At 42.5% G+C, this 22,752-nt stretch carries 26 protein-coding genes and 3 pseudogenes; 10 read left to right on the plus strand and 19 right to left on the minus strand.

Annotation, left to right across the window (positions count from 1 at the left end):
- Positions 1-10: 10 nt before the first annotated feature.
- On the minus strand, positions 11-925 hold the full coding sequence (locus BACSA_RS05905) for an IS1595-like element ISBasa1 family transposase (RefSeq protein ID WP_013616151.1): 915 nt from the start codon (positions 923-925) through the stop codon (positions 11-13).
- Between the two features lie 235 nt (positions 926-1,160).
- On the opposite strand from BACSA_RS05905, the gene tnpA (BACSA_RS05910) reads away from it, so the two are divergent.
- The 4 genes from tnpA (BACSA_RS05910) to BACSA_RS05925 all read left to right on the plus strand — a co-directional run bounded on the left by tnpA (BACSA_RS05910) (position 1,161) and on the right by BACSA_RS05925 (position 4,046).
- Positions 1,161-1,484: an IS66 family insertion sequence element accessory protein TnpA gene (gene tnpA, locus BACSA_RS05910; protein WP_013616134.1), complete on the plus strand. Its 324-nt coding sequence runs from the start codon at positions 1,161-1,163 to the stop codon at positions 1,482-1,484.
- Entirely contained in the window at positions 1,477-1,845 is a 369-nt protein-coding gene (gene tnpB, locus BACSA_RS05915; protein ID WP_013616133.1) for an IS66 family insertion sequence element accessory protein TnpB, read from the plus strand. Before tnpA (BACSA_RS05910) ends, tnpB (BACSA_RS05915) begins: the two co-directional genes overlap by 8 nt.
- 86 nt (positions 1,846-1,931) lie before the next feature.
- Positions 1,932-3,557: an IS66 family transposase gene (gene tnpC / locus BACSA_RS05920; protein ID WP_013616132.1), complete on the plus strand. Its 1,626-nt coding sequence runs from the start codon at positions 1,932-1,934 to the stop codon at positions 3,555-3,557.
- Positions 3,558-3,647: 90 nt separating this feature from the next.
- A complete protein-coding gene (locus BACSA_RS05925; RefSeq protein ID WP_245546584.1) occupies positions 3,648-4,046 on the plus strand; it encodes a hypothetical protein in 399 nt (132 codons plus the stop codon).
- Positions 4,047-4,206: 160 nt separating this feature from the next.
- On the opposite strand, the gene BACSA_RS05930 is transcribed toward BACSA_RS05925, so the two are convergent.
- From BACSA_RS05930 to BACSA_RS05960, 7 genes and pseudogenes are all read right to left on the minus strand, one after another.
- Entirely contained in the window at positions 4,207-5,466 is a 1,260-nt protein-coding gene (locus BACSA_RS05930) for a DUF6602 domain-containing protein (RefSeq protein WP_013617201.1), read from the minus strand.
- Positions 5,463-7,118, minus strand: coding sequence for a ThiF family adenylyltransferase (locus BACSA_RS05935; protein WP_174490727.1), 1,656 nt, complete (start codon positions 7,116-7,118; stop codon positions 5,463-5,465). The genes BACSA_RS05930 and BACSA_RS05935 overlap by 4 nt, the downstream gene beginning before the upstream one ends.
- Positions 7,119-7,129: 11 nt before the next feature.
- Positions 7,130-8,071, minus strand: a complete 942-nt coding sequence (locus tag BACSA_RS05940; protein WP_013617203.1) for a nucleotidyltransferase family protein — start codon at positions 8,069-8,071, stop codon at positions 7,130-7,132.
- A gap of 26 nt (positions 8,072-8,097) precedes the next feature.
- A complete protein-coding gene (locus BACSA_RS05945) occupies positions 8,098-8,700 on the minus strand; it encodes an RloB family protein (RefSeq protein WP_013617204.1) in 603 nt (200 codons plus the stop codon).
- Between the two features lies 1 nt (position 8,701).
- Complete coding sequence (locus BACSA_RS05950; RefSeq protein WP_013617205.1) at positions 8,702-10,003, minus strand: AAA family ATPase; 1,302 nt, start codon at positions 10,001-10,003, stop codon at positions 8,702-8,704.
- A gap of 607 nt (positions 10,004-10,610) precedes the next feature.
- Positions 10,611-11,258, minus strand: coding sequence for a thymidylate synthase (locus tag BACSA_RS05955; RefSeq protein ID WP_013617206.1), 648 nt, complete (start codon positions 11,256-11,258; stop codon positions 10,611-10,613).
- A gap of 42 nt (positions 11,259-11,300) precedes the next feature.
- Positions 11,301-11,723 (minus strand): annotated as a pseudogene (locus tag BACSA_RS05960) (DNA adenine methylase); the annotation flags it as partial.
- 82 nt (positions 11,724-11,805) lie between these two features.
- Here BACSA_RS05960 and tnpA (BACSA_RS05965) point away from each other — a divergent pair.
- The 4 genes from tnpA (BACSA_RS05965) to tnpC (BACSA_RS05975) all read left to right on the plus strand — a co-directional run bounded on the left by tnpA (BACSA_RS05965) (position 11,806) and on the right by tnpC (BACSA_RS05975) (position 14,202).
- A complete protein-coding gene (tnpA, locus tag BACSA_RS05965; RefSeq protein WP_013616134.1) occupies positions 11,806-12,129 on the plus strand; it encodes an IS66 family insertion sequence element accessory protein TnpA in 324 nt (107 codons plus the stop codon).
- Entirely contained in the window at positions 12,122-12,490 is a 369-nt protein-coding gene (gene tnpB, locus BACSA_RS05970) for an IS66 family insertion sequence element accessory protein TnpB (protein WP_013616133.1), read from the plus strand. The genes tnpA (BACSA_RS05965) and tnpB (BACSA_RS05970) overlap by 8 nt, the downstream gene beginning before the upstream one ends.
- 86 nt (positions 12,491-12,576) lie before the next feature.
- Positions 12,577-12,909, plus strand: a complete 333-nt coding sequence (locus BACSA_RS20840; protein ID WP_144005189.1) for an IS66 family transposase — start codon at positions 12,577-12,579, stop codon at positions 12,907-12,909.
- A 54-nt stretch (positions 12,910-12,963) separates the two neighbouring features.
- Positions 12,964-14,202 carry an IS66 family transposase gene (tnpC, locus tag BACSA_RS05975; RefSeq protein WP_394358880.1) on the plus strand — a complete coding sequence of 413 codons (1,239 nt, stop codon included), beginning with the start codon at positions 12,964-12,966 and terminating at the stop codon, positions 14,200-14,202.
- Between the two features lie 115 nt (positions 14,203-14,317).
- On the opposite strand, the pseudogene BACSA_RS05980 reads toward tnpC (BACSA_RS05975), so the two are convergent.
- The 3 genes and pseudogenes from BACSA_RS05980 to BACSA_RS05990 form a co-directional block, all read right to left on the minus strand.
- Positions 14,318-14,734: pseudogene (locus tag BACSA_RS05980) on the minus strand (DNA adenine methylase); the annotation flags it as partial.
- Positions 14,735-14,804: 70 nt separating this feature from the next.
- A complete protein-coding gene (locus BACSA_RS05985) occupies positions 14,805-15,047 on the minus strand; it encodes a hypothetical protein (RefSeq protein WP_013617208.1) in 243 nt (80 codons plus the stop codon).
- A gap of 172 nt (positions 15,048-15,219) precedes the next feature.
- Complete coding sequence (locus BACSA_RS05990; protein WP_013617209.1) at positions 15,220-15,642, minus strand: hypothetical protein; 423 nt, start codon at positions 15,640-15,642, stop codon at positions 15,220-15,222.
- 90 nt (positions 15,643-15,732) lie between these two features.
- Between BACSA_RS05990 and BACSA_RS05995 the strand changes: the two genes are divergently transcribed.
- Together BACSA_RS05995 and BACSA_RS06000 are read left to right on the plus strand one after the other, a co-directional pair.
- Complete coding sequence (locus tag BACSA_RS05995) at positions 15,733-15,978, plus strand: hypothetical protein (protein ID WP_013617210.1); 246 nt, start codon at positions 15,733-15,735, stop codon at positions 15,976-15,978.
- Positions 15,975-16,244: a type II toxin-antitoxin system RelE/ParE family toxin gene (locus BACSA_RS06000; RefSeq protein WP_013617211.1), complete on the plus strand. Its 270-nt coding sequence runs from the start codon at positions 15,975-15,977 to the stop codon at positions 16,242-16,244. The genes BACSA_RS05995 and BACSA_RS06000 overlap by 4 nt, the downstream gene beginning before the upstream one ends.
- 113 nt (positions 16,245-16,357) lie before the next feature.
- On the opposite strand, the pseudogene BACSA_RS06005 reads toward BACSA_RS06000, so the two are convergent.
- From BACSA_RS06005 to BACSA_RS06035, 8 genes and pseudogenes are all read right to left on the minus strand, one after another.
- Positions 16,358-16,834 (minus strand): annotated as a pseudogene (locus BACSA_RS06005) (IS982 family transposase); the annotation flags it as partial.
- Between the two features lie 700 nt (positions 16,835-17,534).
- Entirely contained in the window at positions 17,535-18,662 is a 1,128-nt protein-coding gene (gene glf, locus BACSA_RS06010; protein WP_013617212.1) for a UDP-galactopyranose mutase, read from the minus strand.
- Between the two features lie 13 nt (positions 18,663-18,675).
- Entirely contained in the window at positions 18,676-19,692 is a 1,017-nt protein-coding gene (locus tag BACSA_RS06015; protein ID WP_013617213.1) for an NAD-dependent epimerase/dehydratase family protein, read from the minus strand.
- An 11-nt stretch (positions 19,693-19,703) separates the two neighbouring features.
- On the minus strand, positions 19,704-20,774 hold the full coding sequence (locus BACSA_RS06020) for a glycosyltransferase (RefSeq protein ID WP_013617214.1): 1,071 nt from the start codon (positions 20,772-20,774) through the stop codon (positions 19,704-19,706).
- Positions 20,771-20,893, minus strand: coding sequence for a hypothetical protein (locus tag BACSA_RS20730; protein ID WP_013617215.1), 123 nt, complete (start codon positions 20,891-20,893; stop codon positions 20,771-20,773). The genes BACSA_RS06020 and BACSA_RS20730 overlap by 4 nt, the downstream gene beginning before the upstream one ends.
- A gap of 210 nt (positions 20,894-21,103) precedes the next feature.
- Positions 21,104-21,523 carry a type II toxin-antitoxin system VapC family toxin gene (locus BACSA_RS06025; RefSeq protein ID WP_013617216.1) on the minus strand — a complete coding sequence of 140 codons (420 nt, stop codon included), beginning with the start codon at positions 21,521-21,523 and terminating at the stop codon, positions 21,104-21,106.
- A 1-nt stretch (position 21,524) separates the two neighbouring features.
- Positions 21,525-21,761: a hypothetical protein gene (locus tag BACSA_RS06030; protein ID WP_013617217.1), complete on the minus strand. Its 237-nt coding sequence runs from the start codon at positions 21,759-21,761 to the stop codon at positions 21,525-21,527.
- A 133-nt stretch (positions 21,762-21,894) separates the two neighbouring features.
- Positions 21,895-22,668 (minus strand): CDP-alcohol phosphatidyltransferase family protein, encoded by a 774-nt coding sequence (locus BACSA_RS06035; protein ID WP_013617218.1) that lies wholly within the window; start codon positions 22,666-22,668, stop codon positions 21,895-21,897.
- Positions 22,669-22,752 lie beyond the last annotated feature (84 nt).

Here is a 22,752-nt window from a genome sequence, read left to right on the forward strand (position 1 = left end):
GCATAGGCGTTTAAGTCGCACTACGCAATTTATTGGTTTGCAGTCTAAAAGGTTCTGAATTAGCCATCCGTCTGATAAGCACATCGAATATTGTGTCCATGTTATTGCGTCTATTGTATCGAAAATGATACTCGTCAAGATAGCCTTGGAGCTGCGCTTTTGAACAGTGATGATGTATTCCCCTCAACCATCCCTTGATATTCATAATGTGTATATGTATATCGGGAAATGACGATCCATCTTCGGATTTCCTTTGTGTTAGCTTTGGATAGTCGGATTTTATTGGCAAATAGCCGTTCCACTCGTCAGTGACGATTTCAGCCTCTTTGGATATGTGATCGATGAACAATGGTTTCAGGGATTCTGCCGAGGCATTTTCTATGGCTCGCGCATACGCTCTGCCGACGCCCTTGCCGGGCAATATCTCAAGTGCGACTTGAACTAGGCGCTTTTTCCCTTTGGAACGACCACGTTTCTGTTCTTCCTCTCCGCCAATATAGAATTCATCGACATGGACTTGACCATTAAGCGGATACTTGCATGAGCTTTTCATTGCATACTGTATCTTTCGCTTGAATTCCCAACAAGTCTTCTGCCGTAATTCGTACTCTTCCGACAATTCCAAAGAAGACATCCCTTTCTTTTTAGTGCTGATTTTGAATGCTATATGGAACGCGATAAGCAAAGGAAATTTCAATTTGTCAAACATTGTGCCTGCTGTCGGACTCTCATCATGCTTGCACTTGGTGCAACGTCTCGAATATGGTTTTGTCCCTTTACAGTAGTGGGTGTGACCACATCTTTTACAAATGTAGCCATTCTCCCATTTAATATCCGCCAGATACTTGTAACATTCGTCATCTGACACAAAACGCTGGTAGAATTTAATTGAGTTCACGCCTTTGAATTGATTTCTGGTTCCCATGCTACAAAGGTAGCGATTCTATCTCAATTGGTGCGGCTTAAACGCCTATACCTATAAAGCTATTTACCAATGATAAGGCAGGGAAAAGTGGTCGTGCGCGTTGGTATATAGCAAATAAGAATGTCATTTCTTCGGGAACAGAATATTTAGGACGTAAGCATTCTAAGAAATACACATTGCATGCCCTATAGTTTGATTGTAATTTTGCCCCACATAACAATCAAACCGAATAGCAATGAACAGAACTGGATTTGAAGAATTAGAAATGCAGGTGCAACAAAGCGGCCTGTCATTGAAGTCGTACCTACGACAGATAGGAGTGAGTTATTCCACCTATCACTATTGGCAAAAGAAATACTCTGCCGAGAAAGACAGTATCAAACAAGAGCTGGCTCCGATCAATATCAAACGGCCAACAGCAGAATTGTCCTTGGATGAACAGGCTCCTTACGGCGTGTCCTTGTTGTTTCCCAACGGGCTCCGTGCCCACTTTGGAAGCGGCTCAGAGAAGCTGTTGATGGAAGTGTTGAACCAAAGTCTGCAGGAGGGCCATGTTTAACTTGAACGACACGATGCGCTACTTCCTGTGTCCCGGCAGGACGGACATGCGCAAGGGCATCAGTTCGCTGTGCGGGGTGGTGCATGAAAAGATGAAAAGTGAGGTGAAGAACGGCGATGTCTTCATCTTCATCGGCTCCAACCGCAGGCTTATGAAGCTGCTTCATGCGGAAGACGGCGGCATGGTGATGTACGTCAAACGGCTGGAGGCCGGACGCTTCAAACTGCCGGAATACGACCCGGAATCAGACAGTTATCCCATGGAATGGCGTGACCTGGTAATGATGGTCGAGGGCATTCAGGAAAGCCCGGGGCAGAGGCTCCGGCGGCTCAGGGCAGAGCGTAAGGAGTACCATGTATGACATGTCTTTTATTGAAAAAAGTGCTGGTATTATTGTATAATCCATTAATAATTAGTATCTTTACATCAGTAAAAAAGAGACAGGCAATGGATGAAAAAGCTATATTACTCAAGACGATAGAAGGGCTGAATGCCTCTATTGCTTCATTGTCTGCCACTAATAAAAAACAGGCTGAGCAGAATGAAAAACTGCAGGCGCGCATCAAGGAGCTGACGGCTCAGGTCGCATGGCTGAACCGTCAGCTCTTTGGGCGTAAATCGGAGAAGCTTCGCGCATATGACCCTAATATCCCCGATCTTTTTGCAGACGAGTTTGCCGGACTCCAACATCAGGCGGAAGAAAAGCGCGACGAAGCCGTTGGGAAGATTGAAAAGGAATCGGCGGAAGTACGGAAGCAGAATCGTCAGAACCGAAAAATGATAGAGGACTTACCCGTACTGGAGACCGAGACAATAGAACCGACAGGTGTTGACCTGTCTTTATACCGTAGAATAGGCGAAGAGATAACAAAAGTCGTCAAACACAAGCCGGGCATGCTTTACGTCAAGGAAATCATCCGTCCCAAATATGCACTCAAGGACAGCACCATGCTTCCTCCGGCTGGACAGAAAGGAGTGGAGATTGCCCCCATGCCGCTGATGCCTGTTGACAAGTGCATCGCTGATACCAGCCTGCTTGCCGAGATACTGCTTCAGAAGTATGAATACCACGTCCCGTTCTACCGTCAGATACGGCAATACAGGCATCTCGGGCTGAAAGGCCTTACGGAAAGCACGCTGGACGGATGGTTCAAGAAGACGGTAGAACTGCTGAAGCCCCTGTATGAGTCGCTTAAGAAAGAGGTCTTCTCTTGCGACTATGTGCAGGCGGACGAGACCACCATCCCGGTCATCAACAGAGGAAAGCACAAGGCGGAAAAGGAATACCTCTGGATGGTCAGGTCTGTCATGGAAAAACTGGTCATCTTCCATTATGACATGGGATCCCGGGCCGGATCAGTCATCGAATCACTGGCAAGCCAATACCGCTTCAAAGGATACCTTCAATGCGACGGTTTTGCAGGCTATGAGACAGCCTTCAAGACCAACCCCGACGTGCGGCTGGTCAATTGCATGGCGCATATCCGCCGTGATTTTGAGCATGCCTTGGGTGAAAACAAAAAGGAAGCCGAATATGGGCTGGCCCAGATACAGTACATGTACAGGATTGAGCACTGCTGCGATAAGGCGGGCTTGTCGTTCGACGGACGCAAAGCGAAACGCCGGGAACTGACACGCCCAATCATGGAGGCCATGAAGACGTGGATGGAAACGGAAGGCATCAAATACAGTCCCCAATCGCTAATCGGCAAAGCTGTCTCGTATGCCTATACCCGATGGGACAACATGATGAGATGCCTGGAGGACGGACGCCTGCTTTTGGACAACAACCTGGCGGAAAATGCCATCCGGCCAATTGCTTTGGGGCGCAAGAACTATCTCTTCTGCGGTAATCACGAGGCTGCCGTTAACATGTCTGTAATCTGTTCCCTGCTGGCCACCTGCAAGGCACACGATGTGAACCCAAGGGATTACCTGAAGGATATCATTGCCCAAATGCCGTATCATAAGAAGTCCGCTGATGAGGAACTGCTTAACCTTCTTCCGCACAAATGGAAACTGCAACATCCGGAGAGCCTGTTGACCAAACAAACTGTAGAATCCGCCAACTAACCACAACGTCAACATACAGGTTCAACAAAACTATAGCGACTGTCACTATGAATCCAATAGTAACAGTCGCTATCATTATATAGATATTTAATGACTGTAGTTTATCGAATGCTTACTTTAGGACGCTGGAAAGTCATTGTTTCAAGTGCGAATGCCGGAGGACAAAAACGAAGTAATCAAATAGCCGTAATGGACAACCATAGTGCGTTTGGACGTTCACGAGTAGCCTTGAAAACTTTTGAAACCGAAAATGAAGCACGTAATTTCTTCAAGTATGCAACAAGTGAGATAATACGGTTTGCTTTTTTGATGACAGATGAATCACTGACATCCTTAGCCAAAAAAGTTCCTGATTTATTGGATTATACCGATAATAATGGTTTGATAGATTATAATGGAGATGTTAATGGACAGTTATACAAGCTGTTCGGGATAGATGACGCACAGCAACAGTATATAAAAGAAGTACTTTCTACCAAAAATAACTGATATCCATAACTGAAATACCATCTAACGAATAGCATTTATTGAGAAGCCAAGCCAATGTAACAAATTAAGGGTAGAATTGCCCAAATTTCTACCCTTTCTATCTATGTTTCTGAAGCAAAGTCTAATTATTGTAGCAGTTCACAAATCTATCACCTTTACTTTAAATATCTTCGTCGATTTTTGCATTAATAGCCTTCAGATATGCATTGATATCTATTGCAGCAACTGTACCAATGGATTTTAAATAGCTCACAAGCTGAAGGAAAAAAGTGAATAAAGACACCTCCTTGTTGCTAAACTCAATTTCTTTTACTTCGCGGCTCTCATATACTTGTTCGATATATTTAAAATTATCCGTAATTGGGTCTATATCTTTAGGTACAGTTTCTTTGTAATCAACATAAAAACTACCTGCATCACAGAGGCATCCCAAATCCAACGTCTGTAAGCCTTTTAGTTCCTCTAACTGTTTTATTACCCTACCGTTCTCTTTATACGAACTTGTTGTAGTCAAAATACCACCTATTATCTTAGTTAATGGTCGAGCAGGCTTAGTTATTCCTGAGGCAACCATACTAATACTTGTTCGTTTCAGTTTACGTACGCTCTCAATTTTCTTGGCGGCGTATCCTATATATCCTTTCACATCCTGCTTCACCTCAAACACAGCATATACGCTTTCCGCAGGTATATACATGAAACCATCCTGTTTGAATATGAAGGGGGTGTAAATTGCGTCATAAATGACTACGTCCATCTGTTCGCTAACATTGCCCGTCGAATCTATCACGATAGCCTTATCCACCTTATACCTCTCAGGAAGATAGGCTCGTAGAAATTCTATCCAATGTTGTTCCGTGGCGTCCCCCTTACTACCAGGGTGTTCTATAAACATCCTATTTACATTCAGACTGGTTAACATTTGTTCTTGCAAACCATGAAATAAATTTCTTAAATCTATCATCTTCTTGTATTTTAACAACTTATTATTCTTATAACAATAAAATGTATGGGCACTAAGTCCGTCACCTCTTACACCAACTATCAGTAGTAATGGATTAGCAATGGTCACTTCCTTCTCAATATCTACCATAGCCGTCAAGTCCGTATTGCTATATTGTGTGGAACCATTTGGATGGCTATGCCATTCGCCCACATATCGTAACCCATCCTTGACCAATTGTTCCCATACTTTTTCCAACCCCTTGGCTTTACGCTTAAATGTTGTCCTGCTAGTCAATTTCTCCACTGGCACTATTACCTTTTCTATATACACCGTATGCCTATCTACGGAATATCGTCCTGCGAGCATCCCTCCGTTCTCATTAGGATACTCAGCCTCGGCCTGCAACTGTATTTGGTTGAACACAGAGGCTTGTATCTCTATATACAAATCATAACCAGCCAGATAATACTTCATAGCCTATTTATCTTTAAATTCAAATCGTCTTCTGTTATATAAAAATTGCTTAAGGGCTCTAGCTTACTTAACATCCTGATAATATGCTTCAGGGCGACCTGCACCTTGCATTCTATATCGTTATACGAAGCCTTAAAGGTCGGATTCCAACAACCCGTAGGGTTATACATGTCGGTTTCCATATTGCGCTTAAGCAAGCCATATATCAACAAAACAGCCTCTGCCACATTAGGTGAAAAGGCACATATCAAATCTTGTGCGTGATTGGTGATTGAGAGATTAACCAACTGGGCTTTCGTCCCCGTAGAATCCATAATCCGCATCAACTGATTATCTGTAGTACAATCAAATATTACATCAAATTCGTCAAACAACTTTGCAAGAGCACTTTTGTTTTCATGTCCTGCCGAGTATGTTTTTACCACCAAGTCAACAATGGATTTCAAGCTGGTACATTCAACATGAGGCGAAATCTGCGTCAGTAAGTTCTCCATATCCAAAGTTTTCTCGGTTATGCCACTATAAAAAGAATAGGCAGACCGACAAACATTACCAGGTTCCTTATTATCTATATCATAGAGAGTTAGGATTTTCGCACCACATCTTGTTAGGGTCTCAGCCACAATACTTCCTATAGCTCCGACCCCCATAATTAGTATTTTCTTGTTAGCCAGTTCTTCGGGCATGGCTCCACGCCCGAAGAAATACTTATATGAAATATCCACAGTTTCTGCCCATTGTATTAGTCCCTGCTTAAAATCAGTAAACCAAAGTCTGTTTTTACCAGTACCCACCCGCACGGGTTCTATTGGCAAATCATCCATGAAAAGCATCATTGCCTGCCAATAGACACCGCCTCCGGGAATTCTATATCCACAGAACAGTGGGAAGGAATTATACTTGTTTTTATGCAATGCAACAAAACTATGGATATAGTTTTTCTGACTCTGCGAGAACAATCCTTTGATAGAATCGTAATCCTCAACAATAAACTTGTTATGCACCGATGGGATGTCGTTCAGCAGGCAATATACACCGTCAAATGACTTTAATTTTTGGTAGGAGTTACTAATCTTACAGAACAACTCTCTCTTCTTCACCTGTGCGCACGACACAAACTTTTGTGCCATATAGTTGCTGACAGGGCTGTCATTTTTCCAGCCTGTTGGCAACACTGCATAGTGTACCACTCCATAGTCTCCTTCAGCAAAGTCTTCTTTGGTTTCTGCGAAGCAAAAAGTATAATACTGTCCGCAAATCAGATGATGGTTCACTACCAGATGTTCATAGTGTGCATCTTTCTCCATTTTTACATAGTATTTTTCTACCCATTCCTTCAACTGTTCCAAGTCGTTCACGAACTGTCTCTCAGTATTCTCATATTCCGCAGAATGCATACACAGATTACCGCCTTGCATAATGTGCGGATAGTTCAGCAGATTCTTATTTTGAAAATAGATAGGTTCCCTACCCATTACTTTAAACGGATAGGTAGGGCTAATCTCTACATCCCATTCCAAATCAGCACTGTCTTGCCCTGTAGCCACTGCAATACGACCTTTCAACGAGCCAGCCTCGTTAATGGTAAAATCATCAACAAGGCTAACTCCGTAAAGCCCCCCTATCAGTTCCTTTATTTTATCTGCTGTCATCATATTCCTTACTATCCGAATCGCTTTGCACTCGTCGGGTAAGCGGCACCCGTATCTTTCTCTTTATATCCACTATACTTCTCGTTTACCTTGAAGTAGTAGGGTAAATATAAATCAGGATTGCTGTCAATATTGTTAAGCATACTCTCCATATCCGATTTAAATGATTTTCTATCGTAGTCCTGCATAGCAGCTATGACATCGTTGTTCGTGTTACCTGGGTCATAAAGATGGAAACTGTTTTCTGCAATGTGGTCACGTAGATACTCCATCGTGTATTTTAATCTTGGCCAAAGACCATTATCACCATCATAGCCGTCAAGGGCTCTTATTACAGCTAGTTCAATAACAAACGACTTGTATTTCTTGCCTTTCTGCTTTTTCCATATTTTAAGCAGACGGATAATTTGGCGCTCACTTGATTTACCTTCGATATGCGATATCTGCTTCTGGATGTTTGTTTTTTGGCTTGTTCCCTTCTTGAATCCCCAATGGTCTTCATTAAAACATAGGTTCAAATCGTGCGAATCAAGATAGTCATCATTGCTTAGTTCTCTGCCAGGTACCACATCAAGTTCAACCGGCTTCTCATCCCCCTTTTCAATAGGGAAACTTACGCCAATTGAAACCTTTTGCTTGCGAATTATCACGCCAGTATTCTTATACTCCTCTGCAAGGAAATCGTGTACGCTGTCAAACATTTCCTGTAATGTTCCGAAAGCATTATGCTTGAACGGCTCCACCAAATCAAGGTCGAACTTCACATTGGTGGCGGTATGCTTGGCAAAACTGCCAGAACCAAATGATGGATACTTGTCGCTGCCATAGTGGTCGTGCATCTTGGTCTTAATCTCTTCTCTACGGCTTTTAACCTTATTCACGAAATCCTGGACGTGGCACATCTTGTGAGTGTCTAACACTTCTCTCAAATGTTTGTTTTTGTCAAAACTCATATATTCTTCAATTTTAATGTATATGTTTATATATTAGTTAATAGCCTTATCACCTGATGTATTTCCGAATATGCTTTCAAATCTTCCGGAGATTCTTGGCATAGTTGACAAAGTTTTTCTGAATTTGACATCGCCCGTTCCAAATCGCCATTCTCTGTCAAATATTTGTAGAGGTTGGTGCGAATAAAATATCTTTTTGTCTTTTCATACCCCGGCATGTATTTCTGCAATTCGGGAAGCAGTTGTTCGCAACTTTCATATCGCCTACAAACAACATTTGGCAAGAAGTGGAGCAGGAACCAAAATTCCGTGCAGGGATTCGTTTCTACAAACATCACCTTCTCTGTATACTTCTTCTTACTATACTCCTTCTTTGCTTTCTGATATAACCGCATTTCAGAAGGATACTGCAACAGCCTGTCCATATCAAACAGGCATACGATAAAATCATATTGCTTGTTCAAATAAGATTCGACCAGTTTCAGCATGTGCTTGATGTCGCTATGCTGGGGAAAATCAGGTGCGACCTTGAAAGGATAGCGGCATGCCACTCTCAAAGAGTCGAAGTAAAACCATTCTGTTTCCCCTTCGCCTATGATGGCGATACTTTTGGTTACAGTCCTCCCCATGTCATTCGTCATTTAGGTTAATATATTGACTGCCCAAGAACGGCAACTTTACTAACTTCCCTTGCCTGTAGGCATTGTAAGGAGAGAGATTTTTATGCAATCCCAAAGAAGAGAGGCGCACTATTTTAGTTTCTCCAAGTTCGTCTTTATCAGTGAACCATATCGTATCACGGCGAATGAAATCCTCGTTAAGCAGATTGATGTCATGCGTTGTCAGGAGCATTTGGGACGGCCTATTGCTGTTCGCTAAAAATACTTTCAGGAAATAAGCCAACAGTTCGTAATGGATGCTTGTCTCTACTTCATCAATAAGTACAAACCGATTAGTCTTTAACAAGAAATTCAGAATCACAGCCATTCCCAGAAACCTCATCGTACCATTGGATTCGTATTCTTCAGATAAATCATATACTTTATCGCCAGCCTTATGTTTGAAGGTCAGTTCCGCATTTGTAATTTTACCCCTTCTTAGCATTTCAGCTTTTGCCTCTTTATCAATAGGCGCATTTTGAATCAGCTGTTCCAATTCAGGGGTAATCAACTCTTCTTCTTCGTGCAGTACTACATCTTCTATGTTGAAATCCGATGCTTTCAAAAAGTCTAAAATGAATTTCTTCAAATCCCCTGTTTCGTCTCTATCCAATCGTGATTTGACATACCCCGATAGCAACATGCCAGGAGCTAATACATCCTTTATATGTTTGGCAAAATAATCGTACACATCATTCAACTTTGTCCGTTCCACATTGCTTTTGCCAAACGCGGCAAGCACACTGCAATTATTGATTGTATTCCCAGAAATTACTTCTTGGCTCTTCCGTGACATTTTCAGATTTGAACCAAACTCTATGGTCGTGGAGTCTGTTGCGGCATCATAATTGCGATTATATAATTTAGTAGGGCGAATAGAATCATAAACAACCAATGTTTCGGAATGAATATATTTTGCATCCAATTCAAAACTAAGAACATACTTAGATTGGTTGATATAGAATATCATTGACATTTTTGTCGTTTCATTCCTTGAAGTGTCATCCAGCATAAAAGGAACAACTCCAGTTTTCTCATTTCGGTCTTTAGGCATTCTCAAAACCAACAACCTGAAGAACTCAATGGCATTTAATACATTTGTTTTACCGGAAGCGTTGGCACCATATATGATTCCTACCTTCAGCAATCTAACCCCATCTTTAACCTCATACGAATATTCATCAGACATAAAAGTATCTGACGTAGGTTCAAAACTGATTCTTTGAGCCGATTTAATGGAAAAAAAGTTTTCAACCGAGAAGTTTGCTATCATACTTGTTGTATTTATCTTATTTGTGAGCAAAGATACAAATAAAATATCATACTACAAAATATAATACGGAATATCGTAGCAAAATTACAAATACATTATTTAAAATAAGAATTTCATATTTTATATTTTACTAAACCTATATTGAGTGATTATTGATAGAAGACGATACGAAAGGGTTGTCAAATTTGTGCATGATGTTTGAGTTTTCCAAGAAAAATTCCTATATTTGCATCAGCTAATCATCCTACTTCAAAGCGATGAAGAATACAGAAGTTAGCACGTTACAAATCCATTACCTATCGCCCAAGCAACGCATCGTAACTAATTAAAAGATAATGGGTTGTATTCAGAAAGAATAGTTGTTACCAAATCGTTACAGAAAAAACGGGCTTTTGGAATTGTAACAATTACAAACACCAAATCATTTTGTGATGCAAATCCAAATCGATTTGTGTTGAATTAAGATTCATTAGCACAAATCGAAATGTGATTATTTTGTTGCTTTTTGCTTCTTGTTTAAACCTTGGATTTTCTTCTTCTTTATCTTGTCTAAGTCGGAAAAAATCACTAATTTTACATCAAATAAAAGGCGGGAATATGTATGTTTTCATACATTCAATTCGAAGCGGATTCCTTCTTCACCAGATAAGAGGCGGTATGTGTTTTCTATATTATTTTCATAGACATGGACATTGCCGAAAGTCAGTGTGATGGATTTTAACGGTAACTCTATCTGGCGTGCTATTGAGTAAAGATGATAGATGTCAGCCGGCAAGCCCAGATTGGCATCTGAACTGCGCTGGTAAGCAGAAATGACCAATTCACCGTCTTCTATTTGGAATTGTACAAGGCTTAGGCAGGGTGCCTGGTTGCTTTCAACCCCAGTTTCACCAAGGAAAAGCACATAGTTTTTACTGTTTCGCTTTTCCCGGTTGATCCTATCAATAAGCGGGGGAAGTCTTTCAAGGTAGGTCGGATAACTGTTGACTAATGTTTTTCCGCAATAGTCCCACCATGTTATCCCTGCTTCGCGGTATCTGTCCACGTTTCGTTCGCCTCGTGTGAACAGTTCCAGCTCGCTCTTTAATTTTTTGCGTGCCAAGTTGTGTCCTTCGAAAATCTCCAGCAGGTCAGCCGGTGTCAAGTCTAAGCGTTCGTTTAAAAGATAACGGATGTTCCCTTTCCGGTTAGTCTGTGTCTTTCCGGAACATACTATTTTTTCTAAAATGCAATGGTATTTGTTCTTTCCGTTCATTTTAATCAATATTTAAATGTTTATTAAATGAGTAATGGGGTGTCATACTGTATGCGTATACAACATCATGTCTGTGTAAAACGCATTATAATTCATGCGTGCGTTAAAGGTGGCAATAGCGGCATTTTGGAATGGATTGCCCATACCAGGATGTTTCCCCATCCAATCGCAAAGCTCAAGTATCTGGGACTTGTTTGATGTGAAGTAAATAAAAGGATGAGCTTGCAGGATAGTCAGCACGTCCAAATAATCCGCCAGCTTCCAATTCATTGTATAAGTACCTACATCTGTGCTCAAGTAAGGCGGATCCACAAGAAATACAGTATTCGGAATCTCTTTATACCGGTTGAATACATCCTTATAATCCTCGTGTGTAACAATCAGTCCATCCAAATAATCACCCGGCAGCTGATACCCTGACTTTCGGATATGATTATAAAGTGATTCCTTTTTCAGTCCTTCAAGGTAAGCATTCTAAGAAATACACATTGCATGCCCTATAGTTTGATTGTAATTTTGCCCCACATAACAATCAAACCGAATAGCAATGAACAGAACTGGATTTGAAGAATTAGAAATGCAGGTGCAACAAAGCGGCCTGTCATTGAAGTCGTACCTACGACAGATAGGAGTGAGTTATTCCACCTATCACTATTGGCAAAAGAAATACTCTGCCGAGAAAGACAGTATCAAACAAGAGCTGGCTCCGATCAATATCAAACGGCCAACAGCAGAATTGTCCTTGGATGAACAGGCTCCTTACGGCGTGTCCTTGTTGTTTCCCAACGGGCTCCGTGCCCACTTTGGAAGCGGCTCAGAGAAGCTGTTGATGGAAGTGTTGAACCAAAGTCTGCAGGAGGGCCATGTTTAACTTGAACGACACGATGCGCTACTTCCTGTGTCCCGGCAGGACGGACATGCGCAAGGGCATCAGTTCGCTGTGCGGGGTGGTGCATGAAAAGATGAAAAGTGAGGTGAAGAACGGCGATGTCTTCATCTTCATCGGCTCCAACCGCAGGCTTATGAAGCTGCTTCATGCGGAAGACGGCGGCATGGTGATGTACGTCAAACGGCTGGAGGCCGGACGCTTCAAACTGCCGGAATACGACCCGGAATCAGACAGTTATCCCATGGAATGGCGTGACCTGGTAATGATGGTCGAGGGCATTCAGGAAAGCCCGGGGCAGAGGCTCCGGCGGCTCAGGGCAGAGCGTAAGGAGTACCATGTATGACATGTCTTTTATTGAAAAAAGTGCTGGTATTATTGTATAATCCATTAATAATTAGTATCTTTACATCAGTAAAAAAGAGACAGGCAATGGATGAAAAAGCTATATTACTCAAGACGATAGAAGGGCTGAATGCCTCTATTGCTTCATTGTCTGCCACTAATAAAAAACAGGCTGAGCAGAATGAAAAACTGCAGGCGCGCATCAAGGAGCTGACGGCTCAGGTCGCATGGCTGAACCGTCAGCTCTTTGGGCGTAAATCGGAGAAGCTTCGCGCATATGACCCTAATATCCCCGATCTTTTTGCAGACGAGTTTGCCGGACTCCAACATCAGGCGGAGAAAAGCGCGACGAAGCCGTTGGGAAGATTGAAAAGGAATCGGCGGAAGTACGGAAGCAGAATCGTCAGAACCGAAAAATAGATAGAGGACTTACCCGTACTGGAGACCGAGACAATAGAACCGACAGGTGTTGACCTGTCTTTATACCGTAGAATAGGCGAAGAGATAACAAAAGTCGTCAAACACAAGCCGGGCATGCTTTACGTCAAGGAAATCATCCGTCCCAAATATGCACTCAAGGACAGCACCATGCTTCCTCCGGCTGGACAGAAAGGAGTGGAGATTGCCCCCATGCCGCTGATGCCTGTTGACAAGTGCATCGCTGATACCAGCCTGCTTGCCGAGATACTGCTTCAGAAGTATGAATACCACGTCCCGTTCTACCGTCAGATACGGCAATACAGGCATCTCGGGCTGAAAGGCCTTACGGAAAGCACGCTGGACGGATGGTTCAAGAAGACGGTAGAACTGCTGAAGCCCCTGTATGAGTCGCTTAAGAAAGAGGTCTTCTCTTGCGACTATGTGCAGGCGGACGAGACCACCATCCCGGTCATCAACAGAGGAAAGCACAAGGCGGAAAAGGAATACCTCTGGATGGTCAGGTCTGTCATGGAAAAACTGGTCATCTTCCATTATGACATGGGATCCCGGGCCGGATCAGTCATCGAATCACTGGCAAGCCAATACCGCTTCAAAGGATACCTTCAATGCGACGGTTTTGCAGGCTATGAGACAGCCTTCAAGACCAACCCCGACGTGCGGCTGGTCAATTGCATGGCGCATATCCGCCGTGATTTTGAGCATGCCTTGGGTGAAAACAAAAAGGAAGCCGAATATGGGCTGGCCCAGATACAGTACATGTACAGGATTGAGCACTGCTGCGATAAGGCGGGCTTGTCGTTCGACGGACGCAAAGCGAAACGCCGGGAACTGACACGCCCAATCATGGAGGCCATGAAGACGTGGATGGAAACGGAAGGCATCAAATACAGTCCCCAATCGCTAATCGGCAAAGCTGTCTCGTATGCCTATACCCGATGGGACAACATGATGAGATGCCTGGAGGACGGACGCCTGCTTTTGGACAACAACCTGGCGGAAAATGCCATCCGGCCAATTGCTTTGGGGCGCAAGAACTATCTCTTCTGCGGTAATCACGAGGCTGCCGTTAACATGTCTGTAATCTGTTCCCTGCTGGCCACCTGCAAGGCACACGATGTGAACCCAAGGGATTACCTGAAGGATATCATTGCCCAAATGCCGTATCATAAGAAGTCCGCTGATGAGGAACTGCTTAACCTTCTTCCGCACAAATGGAAACTGCAACATCCGGAGAGCCTGTTGACCAAACAAACTGTAGAATCCGCCAACTAACCACAACGTCAACATACAGGTTCAACAAAACTATAGCGACTGTCACTATGAATCCAATAGTAACAGTCGCTATCATTATATAGATATTTAATGACTGTAGTTTATCGAATGCTTACCCTTCAAGGCTCGTCTTGTATTTCATGGAGAATAACAACGATGAGGATAGGGTGATATAGTCCACATAACCCCATATCTTTTCTTCTTTCTCGATACGCCCGTATATTTTCATTTGGACTTCCTTTGGAATTAGTTTGTTCCTTGGCAGTCCAGCCGCTATTTGCCTGAAATCAGACAACAACTGGTTGGTTCTTGGTATGTTTTTCAAACGCTTGCAATAATTGTCATAGTCGTTATAAATAACTGTGGCATCAGGTTTTTCACGTTTGGTGATATGGGACAACAATCCCGATCCTCCAAATAAATCCACATAGACCGCATCATCCGGATATTGTTTCAGAATCTTCTTGAATTCTGATGCAAACATTCTTTTCTGCCCCACAAAAGGTAACGGAGCCGATAAATATTCTTTCATACTTTGCTGTTTGTTTATATTGTGCAAAGCTACTTGTTACGCCACACATCAAACAAATAAAAGCAAGGAATTATACTGCATCTGGTATGCAGCGCTTTTTAAACCGCTTGATTATCTTGTACACATTACGTTCAGACACATTATATCTTTCGGACAGTGCACGGACGATATAAGTTGTTTTCTCATTATTTTCAAGCATACGGCTGTATTCTTTATATAATTCTATATACTGGGTGTCGTTTAGCTTGATTCCAAGTTTATTCATACGATCCATCAACTCTTGGTTAAAACATATCACATCAAATGTTGTCATAATTGGAATTTTAGTTATCTTTGCATCGATCTCACTTACATACGTATAACGCCATAAGAACGGCAGAGGGTATTCGCCCCCGGTCGCGCTCTTATGGCGTTATGCGTTAATATGTAGGTGAGATGACTATTGACAAGGCCGGGGGCTTTTTCTTTCTCCCCCCAACCATTCTTTATTTGGCTTTCCGAATAAATTTTATCCACTCGAAATACCCTGAGTTCTCAAGGTAGGTCTCATTGTCCTCCCCTGCGTTGGCTTCCCGCTCGAAGCTGATGTTCCGGTAGGCTTCCGTACCGTAGAAGCACAGCTTCACGAGCCATTCCAGCGCATAGAGGATATAGAACATCCCGAACGAAAGGGCGAACCACCATGCGGATATTCCTGCAAGCAAAACCAGTATCCATATAATGACCCCGCTTGCCAATATACACTCGCACCACTGCCTTGCGTGCGTGCATTCGTGGTTGCGCACTCTTTGCGGCATCTCCTCTTTACCTTTATACCTCGTGCAGACCCATGCCGCAATAGTTATCGTGCTGTACCCCTTGAACAGCAAATGGTTGGCTATCCAACTGTTGTAACGTATCTTCTTCATAACCTTATATTGTTTTGTTTTTTAACCCGATTCCTTTGCATGTGTTATATATTTGTTATACATTTGCATACTGACACAACATACATGCTTATGAATACCGTAACAGAAAGAAAACAGACCGCCTTTCGCCTTGACACCTCTTTGCTCGAACGCCTGAAGGCGGAAGCCAAGCGCGAGCACCGCAGTTTGAACAACATTGTAGAAGTGCTTCTGTACGAAGCTCTTGAAAACCGTCCGAACCCTGAGACCATGGAAGCCATCGAAGAGGCACGTTCGGGAAAGAAGCTGGAAAAGCTGGATTTGAACCGGTTTGAAGAATACGTTTCGTCGTTATGAAAGAACTGGAGCTTACAAGCCGTTTCAAAAAAGACTTGAAACGCATTCAGAACAACCCGCAACGCATTCTGAACGTAAAGCGTGTGCTAGAATTCTTGCAAGACGAAGTGCCTCTCCCTTCTAAATACCGGATGCACAAGCTTACAGGGAACTATAACGGATGCTGGGAGTGCCATGTCGAGAATGACTTCCTTCTCATTTGGATTGACGAAGAAGAGAACATCATCAAATTTCTTCGTCTCGGCTCCCACTCCGAACTCTTCTGAGCTGTTGTGACGTATTTTTTCATATAGCATTTATTATTGCATTTCTAAACGGCTAAAGGAAAATGTATTGGATGATTTGGTATACATAATTAATGCCCCACCCGTTGGCGGAATTAATTTAGTGCATACTTAATTCTGCCAATAGGTTTGTTATTAATATAGTTGACGTATTGCAACACGGTCAGCGCACTAATTTTGCCAATGATTCTGGCAAACAAACCGTTTGTTATCTTAGCATAGTTCCTGATGACCAGGAACTGGCCTGACAATTGAGAAAATATCGTTTCAATCCTCTTGCGTGCTTTTGCAAAGGGAATGAAAGTCGGTTTCCAATCCTTTTGGTTCAGCCGGTAGGGACATTCCAACCGGATATGTGCAGTTTCAAAGAGGTCAAGCTGTACGTCAGCCCCGATATAGCCTTTGTCTCCATACATGCTGCAATCATGATATTCCAGTTTCACGTCTTTCATGTAATTGAGGTCATGTACACTCGCCTTTGACAAGTCATAGGAATGAATTACTCCACTTAACCCGCAGACGGCATGAAGCTTATAACCAAAGTAATATGTGTTTTGCGAAGCGCAATAGCCAAAGTTTGTTCTTCATCCGCAAGAGCAGGCTGAAGAAAAGGAGGAACGGCATTGGGTTGTAGAAACAATGAAAAAGTGTATTGATGACTGGCGCTCTCTTATCGGATAGGAATACCAGCCATCTACTATCTCCCGCTATGACAACTGCTATGAATCGCTGAAAACTGTAGTAAAGGATATTCAGTTCCTATGTTTGTAATGTGCTATCTTTCGCTAGCACATTACAAACATAGGAACTAAGAATTACAAACCCACCAATTTGTCTGTTTACAAAAATAGGAATACTTGGGGAGATTCACAAATTTGTATATGATGAAGTTTCTAAGAAGCTGTTTTGAATTTCTCCAAAAAGTTTTTCTTGGCTTGATGTATCCGTTTTCGTGTGTGCTTTGGGCGATTTTTTGGTCCTTTTCGCTCCTGTTCTTCGTCAGATAGCCCGCTATCTTCCTCATCACAGAAGCGGAAATGCCTCAAAAACTCATCCCAAATCAGCGCACGATAAATTCAAAACAGCTTCTAAAGCTTTCACTTTTACAGCACAAGGAAAACTGAAATATCTATATCTATTTCTGCATCATTTTCATTTATTTCCCATTTGCCATTGTTTAAACGGAATGCGATAACAAAAGTCACTGGGAAATTGCATGATTGGACCATTCGCCATTTTGAACCATTGCTTCTCCGGTATCGGAATCTTACGTCATTCAAAATAACACAATGCTTTTTCCACGATGTGGTGCATGTCGTAATATTTATATTCTGCCAGCCGTCCGCCGAAGATAACGTTCGTTTCCTTGCCTGCCAGCTCTTTGTATTTCAAGTAGAGTGCATTGTTCTTCTCGTCATTCACCGGATAATAAGGTTCGCTGCCCTCGGTCCATTCCGAACTGTACTCTTTCGAAATGACCGTTTTCGGGGATTGGTACACTTCCGCACCGAACATTTCGAAATGCTTGTGCTCGATGACGCGTGTGTAGGGCACTTCCCGTTCGGTGTAGTTCACCACCGCATTGCCCTGGTAATTCGGCGTGTCCAACGTTTCCGTCTCAAACCGCACCGTGCGGTATTCCAGTTTGCCGAATCTATATCCGTAATACTCATCGATGGCACCGGTAAATACAATCTTGTCTGCCAGTGCTTCCAGTTCTTGCCTGTGGGCGAAGAAATCGCAGTCCAGGCGGGTGTCAGTTCCTTTCAGCAGCCGTTCTATCAGCACGTTGTATCCGCCGATGGGGATGCCTTGGTATTTGTCGTTGAAATAGTTGTTGTCGAAAACCATGCGCACCGGTAGGCGTTTGATGATGAATGCTGGCAGGTCGGTGCATTTCCGTCCCCATTGTTTTTCGGTATAGCCTTTGATAAGTGTTTCGTAAATGTCTTTTCCTATCAGCAGTTGTGCCTGTTCTTCCAGGTTGCGCGGTTCGCTTATGCCTTGTTCTTTCATCCGTGCTACCGCCTCTGCCCGTTGTTCTTCCAGTTTTTCCTGAGCTTCGGCAGGTGTAGTCACTCCCCACATCTGGTAAAACGTGTTCATGTTGAAAGGCAGGTTATAAAGTTTACCTTTATAGTTTGCCACGGGCGAATTGGTATAACGGTTGAACTCTACGATGGAGTTGGCAAAATCCCAGACCCGCTTGTTCGAGGTGTGAAAGATATGTGCTCCATATTTGTGTACATTGATTCCTTCAGTGTTTTCACAATATAAGTTTCCTCCCAAATGCGGTCGGCGGTCGATGACCAGGCATTTCTTTCCTTCTTGTGTAGCTTTGTAGGCAAATACGGAGCCGAATAATCCGGCGCCAACTATCAAGTAATCGTAACGTTGCATATAGTTTCATTGTTTACTCCAAACATAATTTGTCATTGTCTGCAAACCAGTCAGCAATAGCTTCTTCAAACGTGTAATGAAAAGGATAACCCGAAGCTGCGAGTTTCTTGCCACAGATGTTCGTGGATATCTGGAGCTTCTTCACCCGTGCAGGGCAGATGCCCATGGGACTGCCTAAACATTGAGCCATATATGCAGCAGGCATGATCAAGGCATTGGGAATGTAGGGAACATATTGTTTCAATCCCGTCATCTTCTTCATTGCCTGTACAATGTGTTCTATTGTATAAGCCGGTTCGTAACAGCAGTTATACAATTCCACTCCTTGCTCGTGATGTTCCAGTCGATACAGCATGAAGCGTACCAGTTCTTTCACATAAATGCATGCCTTAATGGTATCCTTACGTCCTGGATAAGCAAACGTATGCTTGCGGATACCCCAATACAGCCGGGTGAAGTTCCCGTTCTCGCCTTTTCCGAACACCACACCCGGACGCACAATGGTCAGCTGCCTGTTATCGCTATCCTTTGCCTGCCATATCTGATGAATCTTTTCCGCTACCAGCTTCGAGATGCCGTAAGGTGTATTGGGTGTAGGCAAAGTGGTTTCTTCTTTCAATGCTTCAGCAGCACCATACGGAGCTATCGAACTAGTGAAAACTATTTTCTTGATTCCGTGCTTTTCTGCAAACGCGCATACATTTTCTGCCCCACGGGTATTGGTTTCAAAATACTCATGGTCGGGATGTCCCGGCGTGCGGTGTACCGCAGCAAAGTTAAAGATGATGTCTTCACTCGATACAGGCACGTCCAGTTCGATAGGCTTGCGCACATCGCAATAAATAAACTTGGACGCTAAGGTTTCTCCTTCCTTCAATGGCGAATGATAATATCCTTTTACGGCAGGAAGCGGAGTGCCCGGTTCCACAATGTCCAGATTATAAATGTTCGCTTCAGGATGTACTTCTTTCAAAAGATTGGTGAGGTGAGTACCGATAAATCCGGTACCTCCGGTGATAAAATAGTTCATGATTGTGCTCCTTATTTTATAGGTTGACGATAAATTTCTTCATATTTATCTGCCATTGTTGCGGCATTGTAATTCGTTTCCACGTCTTTTGAGGCTTGCCCTGCTATACTTATTCCGTCAATTTCTCCTTTTATTATATGCGTGATGACAGATGCATAATCTTCCGCCTTATTACAGATAAATCCATTTTTACCTGTACGGATGACATCCCGGTTCCCTATTACGTCGCTTACCAGGCATATCCTTTTAAGAAACATGGCTTCGAGCAAAGAGATGGGAAGCCCCTCCCATAAGGACGGTAAAATAAAAAAGTCAGCAGAACAGACCGCCTCCAATGCCTTTTCACGTGTTATCCATCCGGTTATTTCAATGTTTGGAGCCGTTAATTCTGATTTCAGTTCCCCTTCTCCTATCCATACAAAACGGATATCTGGCAACAGTTGTGCAATATGGTTAAACAGAGTAGGGTTTTTCTGATACAATATTCTGCCGCTTGTACAGACAGTTATGGGCTTATGGAATGTTGCAGTAGTTTCCGCAAGGAGCGGTTTCAATTCTTCAAGGTTAATGCCATTGTTCACGTACGTGCTGTTCTTTGACAACTTTAAGGCTTCTTTGCATTCCCCTTTGCTACAAGCGATAATCCTTGATCTCCGCTTGGCTGACAGATATTCCAATGACCAGAAAATCTTCCTTTTTAAAGCAGAGCTGTCTTGCATTAAAAATGAAAATCCATGAGGCGTATAAAAGACTCTTGTCTTGTTGCAAGGAATTGCCCAACGCCCAACAAAGCCCGAAGCGGAAGAGTGCAGATGTACAATGTCCGGCTTGATTTGATTATAAAGCCTATACACATCCAGATATGCTTTCGGGTTAACGACTGTGCCCAATGCCCCTTTGAAACTATCAACCTTAATCAGATGGATACGCTTATCGAACAGGGTCTCTACATTTGAGGGGGTTAATGGGCGTATGCCATACGCAATGTAGACCTCATGGTCGTCTGCTTGCCGTTTAGTGATATCCATAAGGAAACTCAACACGCCTGTAGCAAACGGTTCGGCAATATGAAGCACCTTCATGCCGCCCTCCTTTCTTCATTTTGGGAATTATTTACGAAGTGTGGCAAGAGCATCTGCAAATAACGTTCCACCCCTCCCGCACATTCGGCGATGTGCAGGACAGTAATTCGTTGGTCCATAAAAAATAAAGAGTTTATTAGTTTGTGAGTTCTTTAGTTTTTAAGTTGAAGCATGGAAAGACATTTATAGATTTGAAACTCAAAACTAAAGAACCGTATATTTAGAAATGTATTTTATATGCGGCAGGGCATGAAGCTAAGTCCGTAGGCCTGCGGACATAGCTTCGGAGGCTTACGGATATAGGTGTATTAAAAATGTTTTTGAAGGTTTTATTTCGAGAATGGCAAGAATTGCACTAAGAATTCATCGGGAGAAGATACTGTAATCTCGCTGAATTTGAAGTCTTTCTTATTGCGAGTGACAATTACTTCACAATCAGCTTGCAAGGCACTGTAATATTGTAACGCATCTTCAAAGTCGGAAGCTTCTAACAATAAAGCTCTTTCAAAGGATTCTTGCGTCATCGGAGAAATGTTCAAGCGATTGGATAGTTTGTTCAATGATTGATACAATGCTTTGCCTTTCAATGTTTTCCGCAAGATGTATGCCAAGTTTGCTATTGAGAGGACAGACGTGTAAAGGGCACATTGAGGATTATCGCTCAAAGCCAAAATATGCCCTGACTGTTCGTAACCTTCACGCTCGCATAGAAGGTCAATCAACACATTCGTATCAATAAAGATTCTCATCTTACTTATTTAACAGATACGATAATCTTTCGTCCGATTCTATCTCTTGCGAATCGATACCCGAAGCGATACCTATTAAACTGCGAATGTCTTCGGGCAAATTATCCGTAGAAGAAACTTTCGCTTTAGCATTTTCTTTCCGTACAGACACTCTGGTTACCCCCTTTAAAAGACCAATCGCCTTTTCCAGCATGGGGAGCAATGAATTGTCGCTGACCGTTACAATTATCTCTGCCATATTTGTCCAATTTTAGTTACTTAGTACAAAGTAACGGTTTTATTTCGAGAATGGCAAGGAATTGAGGAAAAGAAAATATCGCTATACATTCAGTTCTACGTTGTTTAACTTTTGTTTCTAGTGCTCTTTGGGACTATTTTGTATTCATAGGATATGCTTTGGCAGATTTTATAGCTCTCTTTGTATATATGAGTAATACAGCCAAACAGGATGCTCCATAAAAGCAGAAACAATATATTACGACAATGTCTAGAAAATGAAAAATAGTACCTATTAAAACGAAAGCTGGTAATAATCCGCCTATGCCTAATTCATTTTCCACTTTAACTTGGAAAGAGGTAGATTGATTAGGATCACGTCTTTTGTCTTCGATTTCAGGGATGATTCCAGTTTTATGCAAATCATATGAAACCGTTTTGAATTTTTGGTAAGTTAATCGGGAAAATGTATCAGAAATAGATGCTATGGCTCCTAATATAACGATTGTAATATCTCCTGTTTGAAAATAATATCCACCTGCATAATATACAGAAATACCCATTCCTAACCCCATTAATGCGACTAAAGCATACGAACCTAAACTATCTGCAAATTCGCCATAGGCTTGTTTTCGTACGCAACGCGCCAAATTACCGTCTATACAATCCATTAACAACCATACATTAACTAGAATGGCTGCAATTAGCGTACATGTATAATTCGGAATAATGAAAAAGATGAAACTGAGCAGTGCAATAAAAATAGAACTGTAAGAAACTGTATTAGCACTAATTCCTAAATAAGCAACTACGCTAGATAAGATAAAAGATAATGGTCTATAAAATAAACGAGTTAGTAGTGGGTCTTTTTTCCGTTTCCAAAGAGGAGTATTCTGATAAAAATGCAAGGGGGAAATAAATTTTTTCATAATGATGCTTTTTTTGATAATTAATGCCAATCAGGAGTTAAAAGGGAGTTATAAGGAGTTATCGCCCACTTGGTGGGCTGGGAG

The sequence above is a fragment of the Phocaeicola salanitronis DSM 18170 genome (assembly GCF_000190575.1).
Lineage (GTDB): Bacteria > Bacteroidota > Bacteroidia > Bacteroidales > Bacteroidaceae > Phocaeicola > Phocaeicola salanitronis.